This is a genomic window from Pseudomonas turukhanskensis (assembly GCF_027922365.1).
Taxonomy (GTDB): Bacteria; Pseudomonadota; Gammaproteobacteria; order Pseudomonadales; family Pseudomonadaceae; genus Aquipseudomonas; species Aquipseudomonas turukhanskensis.
Window position 1 is genome coordinate 301,449 of sequence record NZ_BSFN01000005.1, and the last position, 18,536, is coordinate 319,984.

General features: G+C 59.7%; 17 protein-coding genes and 1 tRNA gene. 5 read left to right on the forward strand and 13 right to left on the reverse strand.

Features of this window, described 5'->3' with window-relative positions; translation table 11 throughout:
- Nucleotides 1-8: 8 nt before the first annotated feature.
- From PKE98_RS11790 to tssB, 5 genes are read right to left on the reverse strand one after another with little or no spacing between them, the layout of a single operon-like run.
- On the reverse strand, nt 9-1,724 hold the full coding sequence (locus tag PKE98_RS11790; RefSeq protein ID WP_271195471.1) for an OmpA family protein: 1,716 nt from the start codon (nt 1,722-1,724) through the stop codon (nt 9-11).
- Complete coding sequence (tssL, locus tag PKE98_RS11795; RefSeq protein WP_271195472.1) at nt 1,721-2,389, reverse strand: type VI secretion system protein TssL, short form; 669 nt, start codon at nt 2,387-2,389, stop codon at nt 1,721-1,723. Before tssL ends, PKE98_RS11790 begins: the two co-directional genes overlap by 4 nt.
- A complete protein-coding gene (tssK, locus tag PKE98_RS11800; RefSeq protein ID WP_271195473.1) occupies nt 2,386-3,741 on the reverse strand; it encodes a type VI secretion system baseplate subunit TssK in 1,356 nt (451 codons plus the stop codon). The genes tssL and tssK overlap by 4 nt, the downstream gene beginning before the upstream one ends.
- A 23-nt stretch (nt 3,742-3,764) precedes the next feature.
- Nucleotides 3,765-5,303, reverse strand: coding sequence for a type VI secretion system contractile sheath large subunit (gene tssC, locus PKE98_RS11805; protein ID WP_271195474.1), 1,539 nt, complete (start codon nt 5,301-5,303; stop codon nt 3,765-3,767).
- A 33-nt stretch (nt 5,304-5,336) separates the two neighbouring features.
- A complete protein-coding gene (tssB, locus tag PKE98_RS11810; RefSeq protein ID WP_271195475.1) occupies nt 5,337-5,831 on the reverse strand; it encodes a type VI secretion system contractile sheath small subunit in 495 nt (164 codons plus the stop codon).
- 493 nt (nt 5,832-6,324) lie between these two features.
- On the opposite strand from tssB, the gene PKE98_RS11815 reads away from it, so the two are divergent.
- Nucleotides 6,325-9,192: a bifunctional diguanylate cyclase/phosphodiesterase gene (locus tag PKE98_RS11815; protein WP_271195476.1), complete on the forward strand. Its 2,868-nt coding sequence runs from the start codon at nt 6,325-6,327 to the stop codon at nt 9,190-9,192.
- An 84-nt stretch (nt 9,193-9,276) separates the two neighbouring features.
- A tRNA-Met gene (locus PKE98_RS11820) sits at nt 9,277-9,353 on the forward strand.
- A 117-nt stretch (nt 9,354-9,470) separates the two neighbouring features.
- On the opposite strand, the gene PKE98_RS11825 is transcribed toward PKE98_RS11820, so the two are convergent.
- The 3 genes from PKE98_RS11825 to PKE98_RS11835 are packed head-to-tail and all read right to left on the reverse strand — an operon-like array spanning nt 9,471 to nt 11,261.
- Nucleotides 9,471-9,839, reverse strand: a complete 369-nt coding sequence (locus PKE98_RS11825) for a hypothetical protein (RefSeq protein ID WP_271195477.1) — start codon at nt 9,837-9,839, stop codon at nt 9,471-9,473.
- Between the two features lie 3 nt (nt 9,840-9,842).
- Complete coding sequence (locus PKE98_RS11830) at nt 9,843-10,361, reverse strand: transglycosylase SLT domain-containing protein (RefSeq protein ID WP_271195478.1); 519 nt, start codon at nt 10,359-10,361, stop codon at nt 9,843-9,845.
- Nucleotides 10,362-10,394: 33 nt separating this feature from the next.
- Nucleotides 10,395-11,261 (reverse strand): hypothetical protein, encoded by an 867-nt coding sequence (locus PKE98_RS11835; protein WP_271195479.1) that lies wholly within the window; start codon nt 11,259-11,261, stop codon nt 10,395-10,397.
- Between the two features lie 268 nt (nt 11,262-11,529).
- Here PKE98_RS11835 and PKE98_RS11840 point away from each other — a divergent pair, with 268 nt between their 5' ends.
- Nucleotides 11,530-11,853, forward strand: coding sequence for a YdcA family protein (locus PKE98_RS11840; protein ID WP_373877846.1), 324 nt, complete (start codon nt 11,530-11,532; stop codon nt 11,851-11,853).
- Nucleotides 11,854-11,959: 106 nt separating this feature from the next.
- Nucleotides 11,960-12,166 carry a hypothetical protein gene (locus tag PKE98_RS11845; protein WP_271195480.1) on the forward strand — a complete coding sequence of 69 codons (207 nt, stop codon included), beginning with the start codon at nt 11,960-11,962 and terminating at the stop codon, nt 12,164-12,166.
- Between the two features lie 179 nt (nt 12,167-12,345).
- Here PKE98_RS11845 and PKE98_RS11850 read toward each other — a convergent pair whose 3' ends face one another.
- Entirely contained in the window at nt 12,346-13,236 is an 891-nt protein-coding gene (locus PKE98_RS11850; RefSeq protein WP_271195481.1) for an alpha/beta hydrolase, read from the reverse strand.
- Between the two features lie 210 nt (nt 13,237-13,446).
- Here PKE98_RS11850 and PKE98_RS11855 point away from each other — a divergent pair, with 210 nt between their 5' ends.
- Nucleotides 13,447-13,920: a hypothetical protein gene (locus PKE98_RS11855; RefSeq protein WP_271195482.1), complete on the forward strand. Its 474-nt coding sequence runs from the start codon at nt 13,447-13,449 to the stop codon at nt 13,918-13,920.
- A gap of 45 nt (nt 13,921-13,965) precedes the next feature.
- On the opposite strand, the gene speA is transcribed toward PKE98_RS11855, so the two are convergent.
- The 4 genes from speA to PKE98_RS11875 form a co-directional block, all read right to left on the reverse strand.
- The gene (speA, locus tag PKE98_RS11860) at nt 13,966-15,879 is read right to left on the reverse strand and encodes an arginine decarboxylase (RefSeq protein ID WP_271195483.1); all 1,914 of its coding nucleotides are present in this window, start codon (nt 15,877-15,879) and stop codon (nt 13,966-13,968) included.
- Between the two features lie 140 nt (nt 15,880-16,019).
- Entirely contained in the window at nt 16,020-16,391 is a 372-nt protein-coding gene (locus PKE98_RS11865; RefSeq protein ID WP_271195484.1) for a translation initiation factor Sui1, read from the reverse strand.
- Nucleotides 16,392-16,586: 195 nt separating this feature from the next.
- Entirely contained in the window at nt 16,587-17,144 is a 558-nt protein-coding gene (locus PKE98_RS11870; protein WP_271195485.1) for an NUDIX hydrolase, read from the reverse strand.
- Nucleotides 17,145-17,147: 3 nt separating this feature from the next.
- The gene (locus PKE98_RS11875; protein WP_271195486.1) at nt 17,148-18,221 is read right to left on the reverse strand and encodes a DUF2333 family protein; all 1,074 of its coding nucleotides are present in this window, start codon (nt 18,219-18,221) and stop codon (nt 17,148-17,150) included.
- Nucleotides 18,222-18,536: the final 315 nt, after the last annotated feature.

The following is an 18,536-nucleotide window of genomic DNA, read 5'->3' on the forward strand; positions in this document are numbered from 1 at the left end:
TCCTTGTTTCAGAGGGATAACGCCGCGGACCGCGGCGGTTGCAGATCAGGTGCCGACAACGCAGGCATGCAGCTCCCCGGTTCCGGCACCAGACGAATATCGACGCGGCGATTAGCCGCCCGGCCGTGTTCGGTTTCATTGCTGGCAATAGGCTGGCTGGCCCCCAGACCGCGAACGGCAATGCAGTGGGCAGGGATGCTGCCCATGTGTTGCATCCAATCGCGCACGGCGTTGGCGCGGGCAAGTGATAGGTGCTGGTTTTTTTGCGCCAGGCCAGCGGCATCGGTATGGCCGGTGACCAGAATCAGCCAGCCCGGGCGTGCCTGGATACGACTCATGGCACCGATCAACACGGGCGTGGCATCGGGTTTCAGCGTGGCGCTACCGACTGCAAACAGAGAAAGGCTGTCCAGGTGGATGGTCTGGTCAGCGAGCTCGTCGGCCATGGCTGGGCGAACTGCTGCTACGGCTTGCGACACGCGAGCGCGCAGAGGTTCGCCACGGTAAAGGCCAAGGCCCAGTGCCAGCGGCTCGCCATAGCGGTAATAGTCATCCAGTACGCTGGCGTGCCGGCGCAACACCGCCAATGCTTCCTGGGTCATGGCGCTGGCGGGATGATCATGAGCGGCGGTTTGGTAACGGCGCAGGTCGTCACTGACCTGGCGTACCAACAGGGTGTTCTGCCAGGCCGAGCTGGCCCAGGCGATACCGCAGGCCGCCACGAACAACCACAGGGCAATGGCACCCGCTCGATGCACAGGTGCCGATTGCGGCCGTAACGCCAACATGCCCAGTAACGGGTCTGGCAGGGGCAAGGAGGTTGCAGCCACACGGTGCGGTACCGCTTGCTCATACAAGCCCGTAAAGTCGCCCAGCCAGCGCTGCCACAAATTATTCGCGACCCCAGGGGCGTGTTGCGGCGACAGAAAAACGCCGCAGGCGGTAGCCGTACAGGGCGGATCGTAGGCCCCGCCGTCGGTCAACGGCGCGATCATTTGCTCTGCCAGCCAGGCTATCGCGGCGTTGCACTGCACCACGCTGCGCAATCGGCCCGCGCCGGCCAACAGACTAGGCGCCTGTTGTTGCCAGGCGCCAAGATGCCATTGGCTCTCCTGCTCCAGCACACGCAAATTACCGGTGCCTGGGTACCAGCCAAACCAGGCACTGTTGTCCGCCCCGGTTGGCAGGTAATTGGCCACCAGCAACGGCAAGGCGATACCACGGCGGCGAGCGCATGCCAGTTGGTGGCGCAACGCCTGGAGGTCTGCGGTCAATGCCGAGCTTTCGGCCTGCTCACTCGGGTTGACCACCGCCACCACACACAACTGGTTGGCCCAGTGCGGACGCAGCGCCAGCAAGCTGTCCACGATGGTTGGTAGACGCTGCGCCCGGGAAACCGACAGGTAACACGCCGCATCCGTGAGACGCACCGCAATGCCATCGGCGCACTCCGCACCAAACAATGCACGCGCGCCGCTGCCACACACCAGGGCGATAGGGCGTCGATAAGAAGCCGAGGGTAACGAGGCATCACCCATCAATACCAGCGCTTGGCGTTGATCTTTTATTCGACGCTGAGACCAGTGCCACCCCACGCTGACGAGTAGCGCGGCGGCCACTCCAGTCCCCACCGCGACCCAACCGCTGACCGGCAAGATAATCAGCAGCATGAAAGCCAGAAAACCGGCCCATAACCACAGCGCGCGCATCAGCCGGAGCGTCATTTGAACGCCCGCCCCGCGAGCACGGCGTCGATCGCGGTATCCAGCAAATGGTCAAATCCAAACCAAAGCGTCGCGAGCACCACAGCGGCACTGAACAAATGAATCAGGGGGGAGTGCAACCAGGGTGCCCCGCGCGTTGAATGGTCAGCGACCACTGCTCCGGCTCTTGCCAGCGAGATATCCAGCGGCTCGACTCGAGCGTTCAGTGCCTGCAGGAGTTGCTCGCGCTGGGGGTCGTTCTCGTAGCGGTACCGGCCAAGAAATCCCAGCATCAATACCCGCTGAAAGACGGTCAGTACCAGTGGCTCCGGGTTTGGCTCACTTAATACCTCGGCAATATTTTCGTAGAGCCTTTCTCCACCCTCATGCTGCTGAAAAAAGCGCGCTTGCAGCGACTCCTCAGCCCATTGGCAGTGCGCAAGCCCGGTCGAGAGCCGCAGCACGGAGTCATCGAGCAACGCGCACTGGGCGTAGCTGATGAAGTCGATGTTGCGCGGACTGATGCCGGCATCCTTAAGCGCCTGACGAACCTGCGCCACCTGATTGGCACACTCACTCTTGAGGGTTGTGCTTTCCCTGGCCGATACACCGTGGCGCAACTGCACCACCACCAGGTAACTGGCTTGCAGGCACGCGTCAATATCGATGGACCGTACAGGCGTCATGAGCGCAGCACCGCAAACAGTTCCAGCTTCACATCCTGCAGGGTGGCGGGTACGTAGAACGCGCAGACACCCTGGGCCAATACGAGCTGGCCTTTTGCGTGCTGCATATCGAGGGCGAAATATTGGTTTTCCAGCCGCAATGGAATGGCTGCCGGAACATGACCCAGAGGACGTAGCGGAACACCATCGAGGGCCGCATTCACCAGACGATCGATATCGTCGGGCGTGCCGGCCTTGCACAGACGAGGGAACTGCGCCTGCACCTGCACGGCGGGCAATTGACAGCGCACTGACAGGTAGAAATCGGCACCACCAGGCTCGCACAGGCGCGCATCGTGAAAACTCACCTGCCAGCGATTGGCGCCGTTTTCTTCCAGCGTCAGTGCGATAACCCGAGACGGCAGACTGGCTTCGAGCAGGGAGGACAACGTGCGCATCAGCGGCGCAAACACCGCTTGCAGGTCGTCATGCCGGTACGCCGGAATCTTGTCGATGTCGTGTTCCAGGGAGAACGTCAGCAAGCTGCCGGCCAACTTGGCCAACTCCAGATACACCAGCTCCGGCGGCCGCTGCGGATGGGCCTTCAACTCAGCCAGCACCGGTTGATAGGTATTCAACGCGTTGAGCAACCAGAACAGCGATACATCGGCCACAGCAAAGTCGGCCATGCGCTGATTGCTCTCCCGACGCATGGCCATCAGACGCTGGCGTTTGGTGGAGAGCTGGGTCAGTACATTGTCCAGCTGCGCCAGCAGCCCGGCATGGGCGCTGAAACTTAATAGCGGCGGCACATACTCCGCATCGATGGCCCAGGCACCGAACTCGTCATGCTGCAGCCGAACCAGCGGACAGGTCAGGAAGTCACTGTTGTCATCGGTTTCCAGGCGCAGGCTGAGTTGATGCTCCATCACGCCGATAGAAACGGCTTCCTCACCGTACTGATCCTGCACTTCTCGCCACACCTGGCGGTAACGCGTCGGACGATCCATTCGCTCGCCATCGAGTACACAGTTACCGCCATTACCCTGTTCAAGGGGCAGCGCCAGCACCACGGTGGCGCGCTGACAGGCGTCGGTTAGCACCGCAGAAAGCGTGATGGCGGGCGGCAACGGGTCAGCCAACTGGGTATCGATTGGCGTGCCATCGGGCATGCGCACGCTGAGCCGGGTGGCCTTTAGTTTGCCCAGGCGCAAGGCATCCAGATCGAACGCCAGCGCCTGTACGCCCCAGGGATGCACCAGCGCCAGATGCGCCAGGCCGGCATTGCTCCAGGCCTCCCAGCGCGCTTGCTGCTGGAACTGTTGCGCCGATAGCAACACGCCGGTGGCCCACAGTGGTCGGTCAATTCTCATCGCGATCTACTCCGCACCGCCCTTCAGGCCTTGGCCTTGGGCATCTGCGAAACGAGCGAGAGGTTGACGTCCATGCCCTCTACTTGAAAGTGCGGCACGGCGTACAGCTTCACGCGAAAGAAGCCTGGGTTGTCGTCGATGTCTTCAACCGTGACCTTGGCATCGCGCAAGGGATGGGACGCCTGAAGGTCGTCGCCAGGATCGGTCATTTCGGTGACCAGCCCGCCGACCCACTTGTTCAGCTCCAGCTCAAGCAACCGGCGGTCTTTGGTAGTGCCAATGTTTTCGCGCTGAATCAGCTTCAAATAATGGGCAATGCGTGACAGTAAAAAAATGTACGGCAAGCGCGCATTGATGCGGCTGTTGGCAGAGGCATCGGCGGTGTCATACAGGGCAGGCTTCTGGGTGGAGTTAGCGGAGAAAAAGCAGGCGTAGTCACGGTTTTTGTAATACGAGAGCGGAATAAAACCCAGGTTGGCGAATTCGAATTCGCGGGTTTCCGGAATCATGATTTCAGAAGGAATTTTTACCTGATTGCCCGTACCCAGATCGTACAGGTGAATGGGTAAATCGCAGACTGCGCCGCCCGATTGAGGGCCGCGGATCTGCACGCACCAGCCGTTGTTGATAAAGCTCTTCACCATGTTGGCGGCAAAGGAAAACGAGGCATTGGTCCACAGGTACTTGTTATGGTCCGGCCCTTTTACGCGTTCGACGTAGTTGAAGCTGCGCACCGGCACGGTATCAGGCCCATAGGGCAAACGGCCGAGCACGCGCGGCATGGTCAGGCCGATGTAACGGGCGTCGTCACTTTCGCGAAACGACTTCCACTTGATGTATTCGGCACGGTCGAAGTAGTTGCCGATATCTTTGATGGCAGCCACTTCTTCCATTGAGCTTTTTCCAAAAAAGGCCGGGCCCACCGCACCCACGAACGGCATATGGGCCGCGGCCGAAACTTTGGAAATATTGCGTAGCAGGGCAATATCTTGCGGGCTGCGGTCGAACTCGTAATTGGAGATGGCCGCCGCGATAGGCTCGCCACCGGGGGTGTCGTACTCCAGGGTATAGGTGTGCAGGTACAGGCCACTTTGCGCCACTTCCGGTGCATCTTCGAAGTCTTGCACCAGGTGTTGTTTGCTGACATCGAGCAATTCGATGCGCACGTTCTGACGAAAATCGGTCTGATCAACCAACGACTTCACACCCCGCCACGCCGACTCCACGCGCTGAAACTCGGGATGGTGCATAACGGCGTCGAGCTGAAGGCTGATCTGCTGGTCGAGCATCGCAATATGATCGTCCAAAAGGGCCTTATCCAACCGCTCAACTTTCTGTGCCGCCTGTTCGAGCAGGCTCAGAAACACGCTGACCGCTGCCGTCACACGCTCGTCGGCAGACACTTCGGACAGCACATCATTGTTCTGGAACGCCTCAATCGCACCCAGGGACGGCACCGTATTGAGATTTATTTTTCCGAACAGCGCGGCATACACACTTTTATTTTCTTCGGGCAAAACTTCAGCGTCCTGCGCAGAAGCAGGCATTTTTTTGTCTGGCATTGGTTGTTTTCCTACATATGACGGGAGACAGGCTTATTGATGGCCGTTGTTCAGCGCCGCTAATTCAACTTGCAACTCACCCCGTAGCGAGTCGTTCCTAAGAATCTGCTCAAGCTCATAACGAAAGGTCGCGTTATCCAGCAAATTAGACTTCAGATCGCGTAACAGATTACGCATTGCCAGCAAGGCCCGTAATTGCGGAATCTGTCGCGCCACCTGCTCCGGTTCAAAGTCTTTCATCTGCTGAAAAGCAAGTTGGATGGTGGCCTGTGTCCCGTCGGCGACCAACGTATTGGTCACCGCCAGTTTCAGCTTCGGCGAGAACTCGGCCATTACACTGTCGAAGTTGTTCTTGTTGATATTGACCTTGCCCCTGGCCGAAAGGGGGCGCTGCTCGCGACCATTGCTGTAGTCGCCAAGCAGCATGAGCTTGAGGGGAAGTTCGACTTTTTTGCTGGCGCCACCGGTATGAAGGTCCAGCCTGATATTCACCCGTGCTTTGGGAACTTCATTCTGAAAGCTACTCATGGTCTCTCCCTTTACCTATTTGACTTATTTGCCAGGGGCGCTATTCCAATGCACAAACACTGCAATCGCACGCCACGTTGAACACCTTTAAACCTTGCCGAACTTTTAACGTTTTTTCCAGTGCAATACGCAGACAAGGACGAACCCTACAAATCAATGGGATTAAACTTTGCACTTGCCTGTATTTCCTTTATATGATTTTTTGCAACCTGACAAACTCAACACATCTGACCCACTCTTTATTTCACGGAAATAACTTACTGCATATATCAAACACATTAATCAACCAGCGACTTGCAGCAGCGCTCAACGCTGCCAATTCAACGTTTAACCTCGCCACCACTACCACTAAAACAAGCGCCATGAAGTAATAATCTGCAGATTCAAAGCTATTAATCCTCCACCCATTCAGTCATTTCCCACGCCCTCGCTTGCCAGCACTGGCAGATAGGCCCGAATATGGGCCCCAGTCAGTTTCTGGCTTGGAGCGCCAATGAATTCGTCCACCCTGCCCCACGGCTCGCCTCACGCAGCCGCCTTTGCCAGCGCCATTAGCACCTTGCTCGCGGCGGCCAGCCAGTGGTCGCACACGCACGCCTGGGCGTGGTACCGGGTGAACGACCACCTGCACCTCAGTGGCCAAGGCAGTGCCGACGCCGAATGGCCGGACAGCCTTTCCCCCGAGCAACTGGACAGTTTCTGTGCCAGCCGCCAACTCCAACGCTGGGCAACCGGCAGTGGTGAGAGCGTGCTGGGTTGGCTGCTGGCACCACACACCTCCAGCGCAGAAGACATCACGGCCCTCACCGAGTTGGCACAACAACTGGCCTTGCACACTCAGGCCATTACCCTGGCCCGCGCCCAACTGACTCAGCGCGTGTTATACGAAATCACCTATCTGGCCACGTCCACCCGTGAACGCTCCGAGTTTCTGACGGGGGTTCACCAGCAGTTGGCCAGCCTGATCGATGCGGAGAATTTCTACCTGTCGCTGTACGACTGCGACACCCGCAAGATTACCTACCCCTATTACGTCGACATCATCGACACCGAGGCGCTGGAAGCCGAGACCTACGAGTACCTCGACCCCGAGCACCTGTCCCTTACCGGGATGGTGCTCACCAGCGGCCAACCCCTGTTGATTGATGCGGCCGGCATTTACGCGGCCGAAGCGCAGGGGCGATTTTTTTGCGTAGGGCATAAGCCAGAATTCTGGATGGGCGCGCCGTTGAAGAATGCGTCTGACGAAGTCTTCGGCATGCTGGCCATGCAGGTGTATGAAAAGTCGCGGGTCTACAGCTCTGAGGACCGAGCTTTGTTTCTGGTCGTGGTGCGCCACGTGGCCATGGCGCTGGACCGCATTCTGCACCGCGCCGACCTCGAAGAAACCGTATCGCGCCGCACCCTGCAATTGTCCGAACTGAACCACACCCTGCGCCAGGAAGTGGCCGACCGCGAACGCGCAGAACACCTGCAAAGCGCGCTGTTCCAGATCACCGAACTGTCCAGCCAGCCTGGAGAAATGGTTGACCTGTTTCGCGGTTTGCACAGCATCGTTGGGGAGCTGCTGTTCGCCCTCAACTTTTATATCGCCCAGTTCGACCGGCTACTCGACGAAGTGAGTTTTCCCTACTTCGTCGATGAACAGCGCAGCGATCCACCGCCGTCGCGCCGAGGCCGCCGCGGCCTGACGGAATACGTCATTCGCCAGCGCCGCCCCTGCCTGATCGACTACGACGAAGCCTCGCGGCTGATGGACATCGGCGAAATCGAACGCACGAAAGAACCGGTGCGCTCGCAATCCTGGCTGGGCATTCCGCTGTTTGCCGACAACGACGTACGCGGCGTACTGGTGGTGCAAAGCTACGAACCCAACGTGCGCTACACCCTGCGCGACCAGGAACTGCTGACCTTCGTGTCGCGGCATATCGACACCGCGTTCTCCCGACGCAACGCCGCCGAAGCCGTACAAGCTGCCAACCTGCAACTGGAAGAAAGAGTACAGAGCCGCACCCGGGAACTGGACTACGCCAACGCCAAACTGCAGCACGAAAACACCCACGACTCGCTGACCGGCTTGCCCAACCGCAGCCATCTGCAGCACCGCCTCAACCTGGCCTGGCACGACTTTCACCAGCACGGCAAACAGCTGGTGGTGATGTTTATCGACCTCGACCGCTTCAAGCTGATCAACGACAGCCTTGGGCACCACTTCGGCGACCTCCTCCTTACCGAAGCCGCCGCGCGCCTGCGCGCATGCCTGCGCGGTAGCGACCTGCTGGCACGCCTGGGCGGTGACGAATTTGCCGTGCTGGCCCCCGGCGCTCCGCTGGAAGTGGCCATCGGCATTGCCGAGCGCATCCTCACCGAATTCGATGTGCCCTTCGCCATCGACGGCCATACCCTGTTTTCCTCTTGCAGCATTGGCATCGTCAGTGCCGACCAGCAATTCCACCAAGAGCCGGCAGACCTGCTGCGCGACGCCGATACGGCCATGTACCGGGTAAAAAACGCCGGCCGCGACAGCTTCGCCGTGTTCAACCAGGAACTGCGCCGCGAAGTGTCCGACCAGATGGAGCGCGAAGGCGCCCTGCGCAACGCACTCAAGCGCACTGACGAACTGATCCCCTACTTTCAGCCCATCGTCAACGTACGCACGGGCGAGCTGATATCGCTGGAGGCCTTGATTCGCTGGCAACAACCGGACGGTAGCGTGCTAGCACCCGGGTATTTCCTACCAGCGCTGGAAGGTCTGCGGCTGATCGGTCGCCTCGACCTTTATATGCTCAACAGCGTGGCCGAAATTCTCGCCAAACCCGAGCACGCCAACTGGCCGCCGGTGCACGTGAACTGCTCCAGCTACAGCATCACGCGCCCGGAGTTCGCCGAAGAAGTGCTGGCCCTGCTCGCCCGCCACAACATTGCCCCGGCGCGCATCTGCCTGGAACTCACCGAAGGCGCGCTGGTGGCCGAACCGGCGCAAGCGCAGCGGACCATGCAGCAACTTTCCGAAAAAGGCATGAGCGTGGTGCTCGACGATTTCGGCTCCGGGTTTTCATCCCTGAGCTACGTGCACCAGTACCAATTCAGCGGGTTGAAGATCGACAAATCCTTCATCTTCGAACTCACCACCAGCTCGCGCAGCCGCGCCATCGTGCGCGCCATTGTGCGCATGGCCGAGTCGTTGGGGTTGTCGGTAGTAGCCGAAGGGGTGGAAGACGAAGCCACGTTGCAGTTGCTGCGGGAGATAGGCGCCGGCCAGGCCCAGGGCTACTACTTCGCCAAACCGCTGGCTCTGGAACAGCTCACACAAAACCCGCTGATGCAGCCGCGCCGCGTCGCCGTGGGCGATACCCACTGACGCTAAGCGATTGATCGTGCGTGAAAAAAGGAAGAAATTTCAGCTTGACAGCCAAGCCCGAGCCAAGAATAATGCGCGCCACTTGGCTACATAGCTCAGTTGGTTAGAGCATAGCATTCATAATGCTGGGGTCCGGGGTTCAAGTCCCTGTGTAGCCACCAAACAAAACAAAGGCTTACCTTCGGGTAGGCCTTTGTTGTTTCTGGGGTAGTGACTACAGACTGCCTACCAGCCACTTAATGCATGCACCCCGCCAAGCCAACGTCGTCTCCAACGGCTTACCTTAGCCGTCTATCCAGCACATACCCAACGCCGCCACCCACCAGAATGGGCAGCAGCGCGTGGATGGGAATAAAGATGATGCCTAGAGAAGCCTGAGCATCCGCAGCAAGGTCGAGGGTGTAATGCGCCCAGGCCAAATAGCCAAAACCCGGCAGCGACGGTGCGAGAAGGTAAGCCGGCCGACGGTATAAAAAACTGATCGCCAGAATGCTGCCCCAGGCAATCGCGTTGAAGGCATTTAACAACAGCCATCCACCAACACCTGCATTTGTGTATGCCGTTAGCCAGACCACTCCTCCCGGCAGCCGTGCCGCATAAGGGAGCAACAGACCGACGAAGAAAACGGTAAGGCGTGCTCTGCGCATGTTCTACACCGATGCATTTTCGGCTTGCAGTCCCTTCTCCAACTTCGCCCTCACCTTCGCCGCCGTCTCCGCCTTGGTGATCTTCCCATCCCGGTTAAAGTCCAGCCCGGCATTCTGGATATAGCGTTTGGGGTGCTGGGGGTCGCTCTTGTCGAACAATACAAAGTCCAGCGGCTTGCCGATGGCGACGGGCCAGAGGATGGCCATGTATACATCCTCCAGCGACTTCAATTTCCCGGCCCGAGGCAGGAAGTATTTTTCGACGAAGTCGAGTTGCTTCACGGCGCTCATGGCAGCCAGTTGCTGTGAAGTGGTGCCGAGCGCCTGGGCGGTGCTGGGCATAAATTGAATGAGCCCGACCGCGCCGCTGCCGGCGGCGTTCTTGATGGAGGGGCTGAAGGTTTCGCCTGATTCAAAGGCCATGCAGGCCATCAGGAAGTTGGGATCGACGCCCAGCGTGGTAGACATACCTATCACACGGTCGCGAAAGGGTTTGGATACTTTCTGGCCCCAGGCAAGCATATAAGCCTCCTCGTTATGGGTAATTTCCTCAGATTATGGTTTGCCCAGCCACACTTCGAGCGAGCCGACCGGCGCGCTGATGGCCCTGACCCGGTAGGGGTAGGCGTTGGTAAAACCCAGGGCTTTGAGTTGCTCGACGACGAGCGCTGCCTGATTGGCGTCCTGGTCGTTGAAGTAGCGGACATTGGGGTTTTCTGGAATCTGCGCCTTGCCGGTTATGTTTTCGATGCCGGGAACGGCAAACCCGAGGCCCGACAGGTTGTTTTGCAGCGTTTTCATGACTGAGCGCTGTTCTTCGTCGTTGATGTGAATAAAGACCCGAGCGGTTTGGGGTTTGGGCAGGCTGGTTTGCACCATCAGGCTTTCGTTGCGAATGCTGATTTTCTCGGCGAGGTTGGCCTTCAAGCTCACTTCCTCGGGTGACGCGTTACCGTTCTGCTCTTTGGATTCCAACTGTGCGACTTTGGCCAGGTCTTCTTCGTTTTCCTTGATATGTTTATCAACGATCTGCTCGTAGTTGCTCCAGGCCCGGCGAATTTCGCCATTGGGTGAAACGGCCACGAAGTACTCGGAGAGCAGTTTGCGTTTTTCCAGGCTATCGGCTTCCAGCACGGTGCTGACGTACTTGTCGAAGACCTCCATTTCCTTGATGTCCTGGTCGCGCTCACGGAAACCGTCGTTGATGATCGACGCCGACAGGGTGATGGCCACCGAGGCCACGAACCACTTGCCCAGTTCGATGATCTTGTCGATGTTTTCGTTTTCGATGGTTTTGTTCTTGATGATCAGAAAGATGACCACCAGGCCGGCTATGGAAATACCGATAAAGGCCAGCGACAGCCATAGCGAAATGCTCCCCGTATCCATATCTGCAACGTCCTCGATCAGGTCGACGAGCACACCTCACCGCCTGCGTTTACCAGCGCAGGGGGCAAAATGGGCAGTTGAACGCAGAAGCTCCTGGAGAGAACGATGGGGCGACAGGCGAACGCCGGGCCGCATCCTTGTCGGAGCACAACGTGATGAACCTAGTACAGGCTTGGCGGGCTGTCCAAACGGGGAGACAGGTGACGGCGAGAAATTGGCTGGGCAGAATCGGCCATCGGTGGCGCACGATCAGACGGCTCGCCACGTTCAATGCCCTTCTACGCGCAAAAAGGACTTCGCCGTGCCCTGTCGCTTCGCTCAACTCGTCCTGCTGCTTATCGCCCTCGGCCTTGCCCAGCCCAGCGTTGCCAACACGCCTTGCTCCGGCGCCAAAGGCGGAATCGCCCGCTGTGATGGGCCGTTATTCGTGTGCAACGACGGCTCGATTAGCGGTTCGAAGAAGAACTGCTCGGCCAGTTATGGCGGCAGCCAGGCGCCGTTGAAAGCAGTGGGCGGCAGCACCAGTGGCGATTGCCCTTGTGGCGGCGGCACGCTGTGCGTGGGGCCGCGAGGTGGGGAGTTCTGTATGACGCCATCGGGCAAGAAGAGCTATCGGCGCAAGTAGTCGCTCGGTTATCCCGGCGCCGGTCCGTAGAATGGTCGGCAATGTAGGCTCGCCGTAGAGCTGACCAACAGTTTATAGAGGCGCCTCGGGGCGTCCCGGAGAAAATATGAGAGACGAATTCGACGATATTCGCGCCGAGCGCGACCGCCCTGTGCGCTCCAATGGCGGCAGCACCAACCCACACGCAGGGCTGTGGAAGCAGATCGCCCTGGGCATTGTGGTGGGGTATGTGGTGCTGGGGGTGTTGAGCGTAATTGGCTGGTCGGTGTTCGGGCATCTGCCGCTGGGCACCCTCAAGTTCGGCGCGCCTTGAATCTCGCGTAAAGCATTGCGCCCCCTTCTCTTGGCCCCTCCTCCCCCCGCTGCCGGGCTCAGCTTTTGTAGGAGCGAGCTTGCTCGCGAAGTTTTTTCGACAAGAAAAAAGCTTCGCCAGCAAGCTCGCTCCTACGCGAAACGCGCCGCCTATGGGTGAGTTGGGATACCCGACGGTGTCTACGGTTTGATCACCGCAGAAGCTGCAGTACGCCCGCCATCACTGTCGATAAACCGCGCAATCTCTTCCAATGCCGGCGCCTTGTAGCGCAGCGGCCGGGACAAGGCCGCGACGAGGGATATATGGCTCACGTTGTCGTAGTAGTGCTCGCTCACGGGCACGCCCACAGCACGTAGGCGTTTGGCCAAACCACCGGTGTTGCGTTGCGGGTTGACCAGATCGTCGTCGCGAGCGGCCATCAACAGCGCTGGCGGAGTATTGCCGCTAACGTGGTTGATCGGCTGCGAGTCCGGCGGGCTGTTGGGGAAGAAGAACACCGGGCGTACGTCAGGGTTTTCGATGGGCAGAAAGTCGTAGGGGCCGGCTAGGCCGATCCAGCCGCGAATGGCGCTGGGCGCAAGATTGACCTCGGCGAGCAGACGCGGGTCGAGGGCGAGCATCGCGGCGTTATAGGCGCCGGCGCTGTGGCCCATCAAAAACAGGTGGTCGGGATCGCCACCGTAGTCGTTGATGTGCTGGCGCACCCAGGCAAACGCGTAGGCGCCGTCTTTGAGAAAGTCGGGGTAGCGCACCTGTGGATAAAGCCGGTAATCGGCGATTACCGCGACATAGCCTTGGCTGGCCAAGGCCTCACCGACAAAGCGGTAGTCTTTGCGCTCACCGCTGTTCCAACTGCCGCCATAGAAAAAAAGCACCACGGGGGTGGGACCGGCTTTCTTCACCGTTGGGGTATAGATATCCAGCCGCTGCCGTGGGTCAGAGCCGTAGGCGATGGCGCGGGTTTTGGTATAGGTGTCGGTTGAGGTCAGGGCGTTGAGTAGGCTGACGGGCGAGCAGGCGCTCAGCAGCGTACTGACGGCGAGGAGGAGAGGATTCAAGAATCGGCGCATTAACAGCCCTTGCGAAGAAATCGATGACATGTCCGACGATATATTTTCGGAAACCTGAGGATCGGGCAGCGCGAATCGTGGATCGTTCCTACATAGTCAAACCGGTGAGGACTTTTAGGGTAGCGCACGAACCTAATCCTGGGTTCGCGCACAGCCTGGCGATGCAGAGGCTGCGCTTTCACAAGAGAAAACGTTCCTATGCTGACACGCATGCCTCCCCCCTCCACCACCAGTCGCCGCGCCGTAAACCTTTATGCATTGCTCGCCACATTCACGGCCTGCGCCGAGTCGCCAAAACTCGATTCCTTGGAGCAAGTGCGCGCTTTCATCACCATTGTGGTTGGGCAGGCCGCTACCGATGAGGCCGAAGCGTTTGCATTGCTGAAAGCGCATATCGAGGCCGCCAAAGGCCATTGCCCCCTTTCGATTGCCGACCTCGATGCCATTGCCGCGCGCTTTACCCGCGCTGCGGCACAACGCCTGGCGGACCTGGGCGAACCGACCGGGGTGGTGGAATTCATTAGCGAAAAACGGGTGGGGGAAACCATGGTGCGCGAACAGTTTCTTCAGCATCGGGGGCGTTACCCCTCGCTGTGGACGTTCGACTTCTACCGCACGGCGGGCGGCTGGACGCTGTTTAGTGTGAACACCGACCGGGACGCCGCTGAGTTGCTCGCGTTCTGACTCGTAGCCCGTCGCTACGGCCAGCGGCCGTAGCGACGAACGCGCTTAGGAGGATAGGTACGAGGAACGGGTCAGCCCCAACCGCAACGCGTCGAGGAACTGGGTACGCTCGCGTGGGCTGATCTTGGCGCTGGCGACTTTGTCGCGGTAGTGGGTCATCAACTCCTCGGGCGACAGGTGCACGTAGCGCAGCATGTCTTCGATGGTGTCGTGGGTTTCGATACCGGCGTGGTACGCGCTGCCGTCGGCGTTCTGGTAGATGTTTACCGAGTCGGTGTCGCCGAACAGGTTGTGCATGTCGCCGAGAATTTCCTGGTAGGCGCCGACCAGGAAAATACCCAGCAGGTAGTCTTCACCTTCACGCACTTCATGCACGGGCAGGCTGGTCTCGATGCTTTGCTCGTCGACGTATTGCTTGATCTTGCCGTCGGAGTCGCAGGTCAAGTCCTGTAGCACGGCGCGACGCAGCGGTTCCTCACCCAGACGGTGCAGTGGCAGAATCGGCAGCACCTGGCCGATGGCCCAGGTGTCCGGCAGGCTCTGAAACACCGAGAAGTTACAGATGTATTTGTCGGCGAGCTTGTCGTTGAGTTCGTCCAGCACCTGGCGGTGCGAGCGCTGCCGAGCCTTGAGCGAGTTGTGCAGGCGACGGCATACGGCGAAGTAGCACTGCTCGGCCAGGGCTTTCTGGGTCAGGCTGATTTTGCCGTCGGCGTATTGGCTGGCCACATCGCTCATGTAGTGGGTAGCGCGCCAGTAGGTTTCGGTGACCATTTCCAGGTCGGTCGGCCCCAGCAGGTCAACCAGCCATTGCACGGTTTCCGGCAGGCTTTCCTTGTCGTCGATGGTCGGCACGTCGTCGTTGTGTTTTTCCACATCGGTCACTTGCACCACCAGCATGGCGTGGTGCGCGGTGAGGGAGCGGCCGCTTTCCGAGAAGATGTGCGGGTGCGGCAGCTCTTGGGCGTCGCAGAATTCCTTGAGCATGCCCACGACCACGCCGGCGTAGTCGTCCATGTCGTAGTTGATGGAGCTGGCGTTACGCGAATGGGTGCCGTCGTAGTCCACACCCAGCCCGCCGCCAACGTCGATATGGTCGACCGGCAGGCCGAGGCCGCGCAGTTCGCCGTAGTAACGAATGGCCTCTTTGAAGCCGTGCTGGTAGTCGGCCAGGTTGGCGATCTGCGAACCCATGTGGAAGTGCAGCAGGCGAATGCCCTGGTCGAGTTTGGCGGCGCGGAAGCGCTCGACCACCGACAGCAGTTGCGCGGCAGACAAGCCGAATTTGGATTTTTCGCCGCCGGTGTCGGCCCACTTGCTCGAAGCCAGGGACGACAAACGCACGCGCAGGCCAACCTGCGGGGCGACCTTGAGCTCGGCGGCTTCTTCGATCACCAACTGCACTTCGGATTCTTTTTCGATAACGATAAATACGTTGTGGCCGAGCTTCTGGCCCATCAGCGCCAGGCGAATGAATTCGCGGTCTTTGTAGCCATTGCAGACGATGGTGCCGCCCTTCGGCGCCAGCGCCAGCACGGCCAGAAGCTCGGGCTTGGAGCCGGCTTCCAGGCCAATGGAAACGTTCTGGGTGGCGATGATGTTTTCCACCACCGCTTCCTGCTGGTTCACCTTGATCGGGTACAGGGCGGTGTATTTGCTCTGGTAGTCGAGGCGCGCGATGTTGGCGTCGAAGGCGCCGGTCAGCTGGCGCACGCGGTCTTGCAGAATGTCGGGAAAGCGCACCAGCAACGGCAGCGACAGGCCGCTCTGGCGCAGCTCGTCAACTTGCTCATAGAGGTCGATCGGCGCGCTGTTGGGGCCGCTGGGGCGCACTTCCACACGACCGGCTTCGTTGATGGCGAAATAACCGGCGCCCCAATGGCGAATGCCATAAACGCTGCGGCTGTCCGCGACTGTCCATTGGCTGCCGTCATCTTTACGTGTGCGTCGTACGGACATTCAGGTTCCCTTCTTAAAAGAATTCAAAAGCGCCGGGCAGCCCCGACTCGTGCAAGGTAAGCAGTGGACATGACGATTACTGAGGTGTTCAGCCGCGTCGATGGCAAACGGGTTAAAGGCGAAGTTTAGGAGGCGACGCTTCAGCCGCCAGATTTCTTCGCTTTGAAGCCCTGTTTAAGCAGTTCATCGAGTAGCAGCTGCACATGGTCGCCCTGGATTTCGATGACCCCGTCTTTCAACGAGCCGCCGCAACCGCAGCGCCGTTTGAGCTGGCTGGCCAACTCTTTCAACGGTTCTTCGGCCAGCGGCACGCCGGTGATGGTGGTCACCGTTTTACCGCCGCGACCTTTGGTTTCGCGGCGAACACGGGCGATGCCATCTCCATCGGGAATGGCGGTCTGTTTGCAGATGCAGGCGTCCACAGGTTTGCTGCAGTCCGGGCAATGCCGACCTGCATCGGTGGAAAACACCAAACCGCCGAGGGCGGAAAAGGACGAAGCTTTCTTGACCACCGGGTTGTTCCTCGGTCAGGAGGGTCCAGCGCAGCGTTATGAAATGGTTGGACCTGAAAGCGACTGGCTGACAAAGGTGTCAGCCGCGAAGCCCCACTCTGGCAGGGGCAGCGCACCTGGGCCGGGAGGCTCAGGCTTGAAAGGCGGCGAAGTGTACCGATAAATCCGCGTGTTGCTAATAGCCAATTTGCGCCATTAAACGCTGAATTCGCGACCTGCTGCGCCACTGCGTAAATAGCGCTTGAAGGCTTCCAGGGAATCGGGGCAAAACGGCTGGTTCTCGCTGGCGGCCAGGGCGGCCTCGACGGAAACGAACCGCGCCTCCAGTACCTCTTCGGGTTGCAGACGCAAGGGTGCGTCCGAAACGGCGGAAAACACCGCTCCCCACAAGCGATTACCCGGCTGTTCGAAGAAGAAACGACCGTGTTCCTGCAACGCCACACCGCCGATGCCCAGCTCCTCCTCCAGCTCACGGGCAGCGGACTCGGCATAGCTTTCGCCCAGTTGCACCATGCCGCCGGCGGCCACATCCCAGTAACCGGGATACACCGCTTTACTGAGGGTGCGGCGGTGGATGCACAACTCACCGGCACTGTTGAACAGCAGAATGAAGGTGCCGCGGCCGATCAGTCCGCGCTCGCGCAACTCGGCGCGCGGCAGGCTGCCGAGTTCGGCATCGGCTTCATCTACCCAGGCAATGTGCTCGGCATCGGAGGCGGCCCGGTGGGCGACCTCCGCGTTGGATACGTCCACCACTCAGCCTTGGCTCAGGAGTTGACGCAGGTCGATGATCGCGGCGTTGGCGCGCGAAATATAGTTGGCCATCACTAGCGAGTGGTTGGCGAGAATGCCGTAGCCGCTGCCGTTCAACACCATAGGACTCCACAGCGGTTCCTGGCAGGCCTCCAGCTCACGAATGATCTGGCGCACGCTGACGGTGGCGTTCTTTTTCGCCAATACATCGGCGAAGTCGACTTCGATCGCGCGCAGAATGTGCGACAGCGCCCAGGCCTGGCCACGTGCTTCGTAGAACACGTTGTCGATCTGCATCCACGGCGTTTCGTAGACTTCCTCACGCACCGCGGGGACGTCGCCGGCGGTGACGGTGTGTTCAGGCTCTTTGGTGCCGCTGTTCAGGCGCACCTGACCGACGCTGGCGGACAGGCGCTGTGACAGCGAGCCCAAACGGGTAGCGGTGTCGCCCAACCAGTTATTCAGGTTGTCGGCGCGGGTGTAGAACTGCGCGCTCGGCTGGTTTGGGTCGGCCAGGCGGGCCAGGTAACGGTCGAGGGATTTGATGCCCTCGCGGTACTCGGCTTCAGAGGCCGGCAGGGCCCAGCTTTTATTGTCGAAGTTGAAACGCGGCTCGGCTTTGGCCAGGTCCGGGTCTTCGGTGGACTGGGTTTGCGAGCGGGCGAAGTCCTTGCGCAGCGCACGCGACAGGTCGCGCACTTGCACCAGCGCGCCGTATTCGAAGCTGGGCATGTTATCCAGCCACAGGCCCGGCGGTGCGAGGTCGTTGGAGAGGTAGCCGCCGGGTTTGTCCAGCAAGGTGGACACGACTTTTTTCAGGGTTTCGACCGTGGTGTAGCCGCTGACCAGTTGGCGATTGGCTGCTTGAGCCGCCTGCTGCGCATTTTGCTGCACCTGGAACAAGCCTGGTTCCTGGCTCCACCACCAACCGATCAGGCCGGCGGCAATCAGATAAAGGGCCAGCAAGGTGCCCAATGCGCGACTTATCCACAGGCCGCCGAAGTAACTGCGGGCGCCATCTACCGAGTTGCCGACGCCATCACGAACGGTGCTGGCGCGGTTCTTCCAATTCAACATGACCTTGTCCTTTCAATCGAAGTCAGCAGTTCGACCACAGCCTGCGCAGAGGGTGCCGCCTTATTGGCGCTCCTTTGTCGCACTGCCCTGGCGGGCGCCACATTCCGGCACTGCCCTGCGGGGCACTATAAGGGAACCGCTTGCGGATGCGCAGCGCGACAACGCAAACTTACCGCCGGTCATGTAACAAGGCTGACATGAGCGATACATTTCGCCACCCGTCAAAAATTTGCTACTTGACTGGCGTCAAATGATCGACGGTACTAGCGTACAGACTAAGCATTGGTAGCATAGCGCCACCATACGAGCCGCCCG

What these genes read in the sequence shown, in the direction of transcription:
- PKE98_RS11790 (WP_271195471.1), bottom strand. Translation starts at nt 1,724, where the DNA reads ATGACGCTCCGGCTGATGCGCGCGCTGTGGTTATGGGCCGGTTTTCTG.
- tssL (WP_271195472.1), bottom strand. Translation starts at nt 2,389, where the DNA reads ATGACGCCTGTACGGTCCATCGATATTGACGCGTGCCTGCAAGCCAGT.
- tssK (WP_271195473.1), bottom strand. Translation starts at nt 3,741, where the DNA reads ATGAGAATTGACCGACCACTGTGGGCCACCGGCGTGTTGCTATCGGCG.
- tssC (WP_271195474.1), bottom strand. Translation starts at nt 5,303, where the DNA reads ATGCCAGACAAAAAAATGCCTGCTTCTGCGCAGGACGCTGAAGTTTTG.
- tssB (WP_271195475.1), bottom strand. Translation starts at nt 5,831, where the DNA reads ATGAGTAGCTTTCAGAATGAAGTTCCCAAAGCACGGGTGAATATCAGG.
- PKE98_RS11815 (WP_271195476.1), top strand. Translation starts at nt 6,325, where the DNA reads ATGAATTCGTCCACCCTGCCCCACGGCTCGCCTCACGCAGCCGCCTTT.
- PKE98_RS11825 (WP_271195477.1), bottom strand. Translation starts at nt 9,839, where the DNA reads ATGCGCAGAGCACGCCTTACCGTTTTCTTCGTCGGTCTGTTGCTCCCT.
- PKE98_RS11830 (WP_271195478.1), bottom strand. Translation starts at nt 10,361, where the DNA reads ATGCTTGCCTGGGGCCAGAAAGTATCCAAACCCTTTCGCGACCGTGTG.
- PKE98_RS11845 (WP_271195480.1), top strand. Translation starts at nt 11,960, where the DNA reads ATGAGAGACGAATTCGACGATATTCGCGCCGAGCGCGACCGCCCTGTG.
- PKE98_RS11850 (WP_271195481.1), bottom strand. Translation starts at nt 13,236, where the DNA reads ATGCGCCGATTCTTGAATCCTCTCCTCCTCGCCGTCAGTACGCTGCTG.
- PKE98_RS11855 (WP_271195482.1), top strand. Translation starts at nt 13,447, where the DNA reads ATGCCTCCCCCCTCCACCACCAGTCGCCGCGCCGTAAACCTTTATGCA.
- speA (WP_271195483.1), bottom strand. Translation starts at nt 15,879, where the DNA reads ATGTCCGTACGACGCACACGTAAAGATGACGGCAGCCAATGGACAGTC.
- PKE98_RS11875 (WP_271195486.1), bottom strand. Translation starts at nt 18,221, where the DNA reads ATGTTGAATTGGAAGAACCGCGCCAGCACCGTTCGTGATGGCGTCGGC.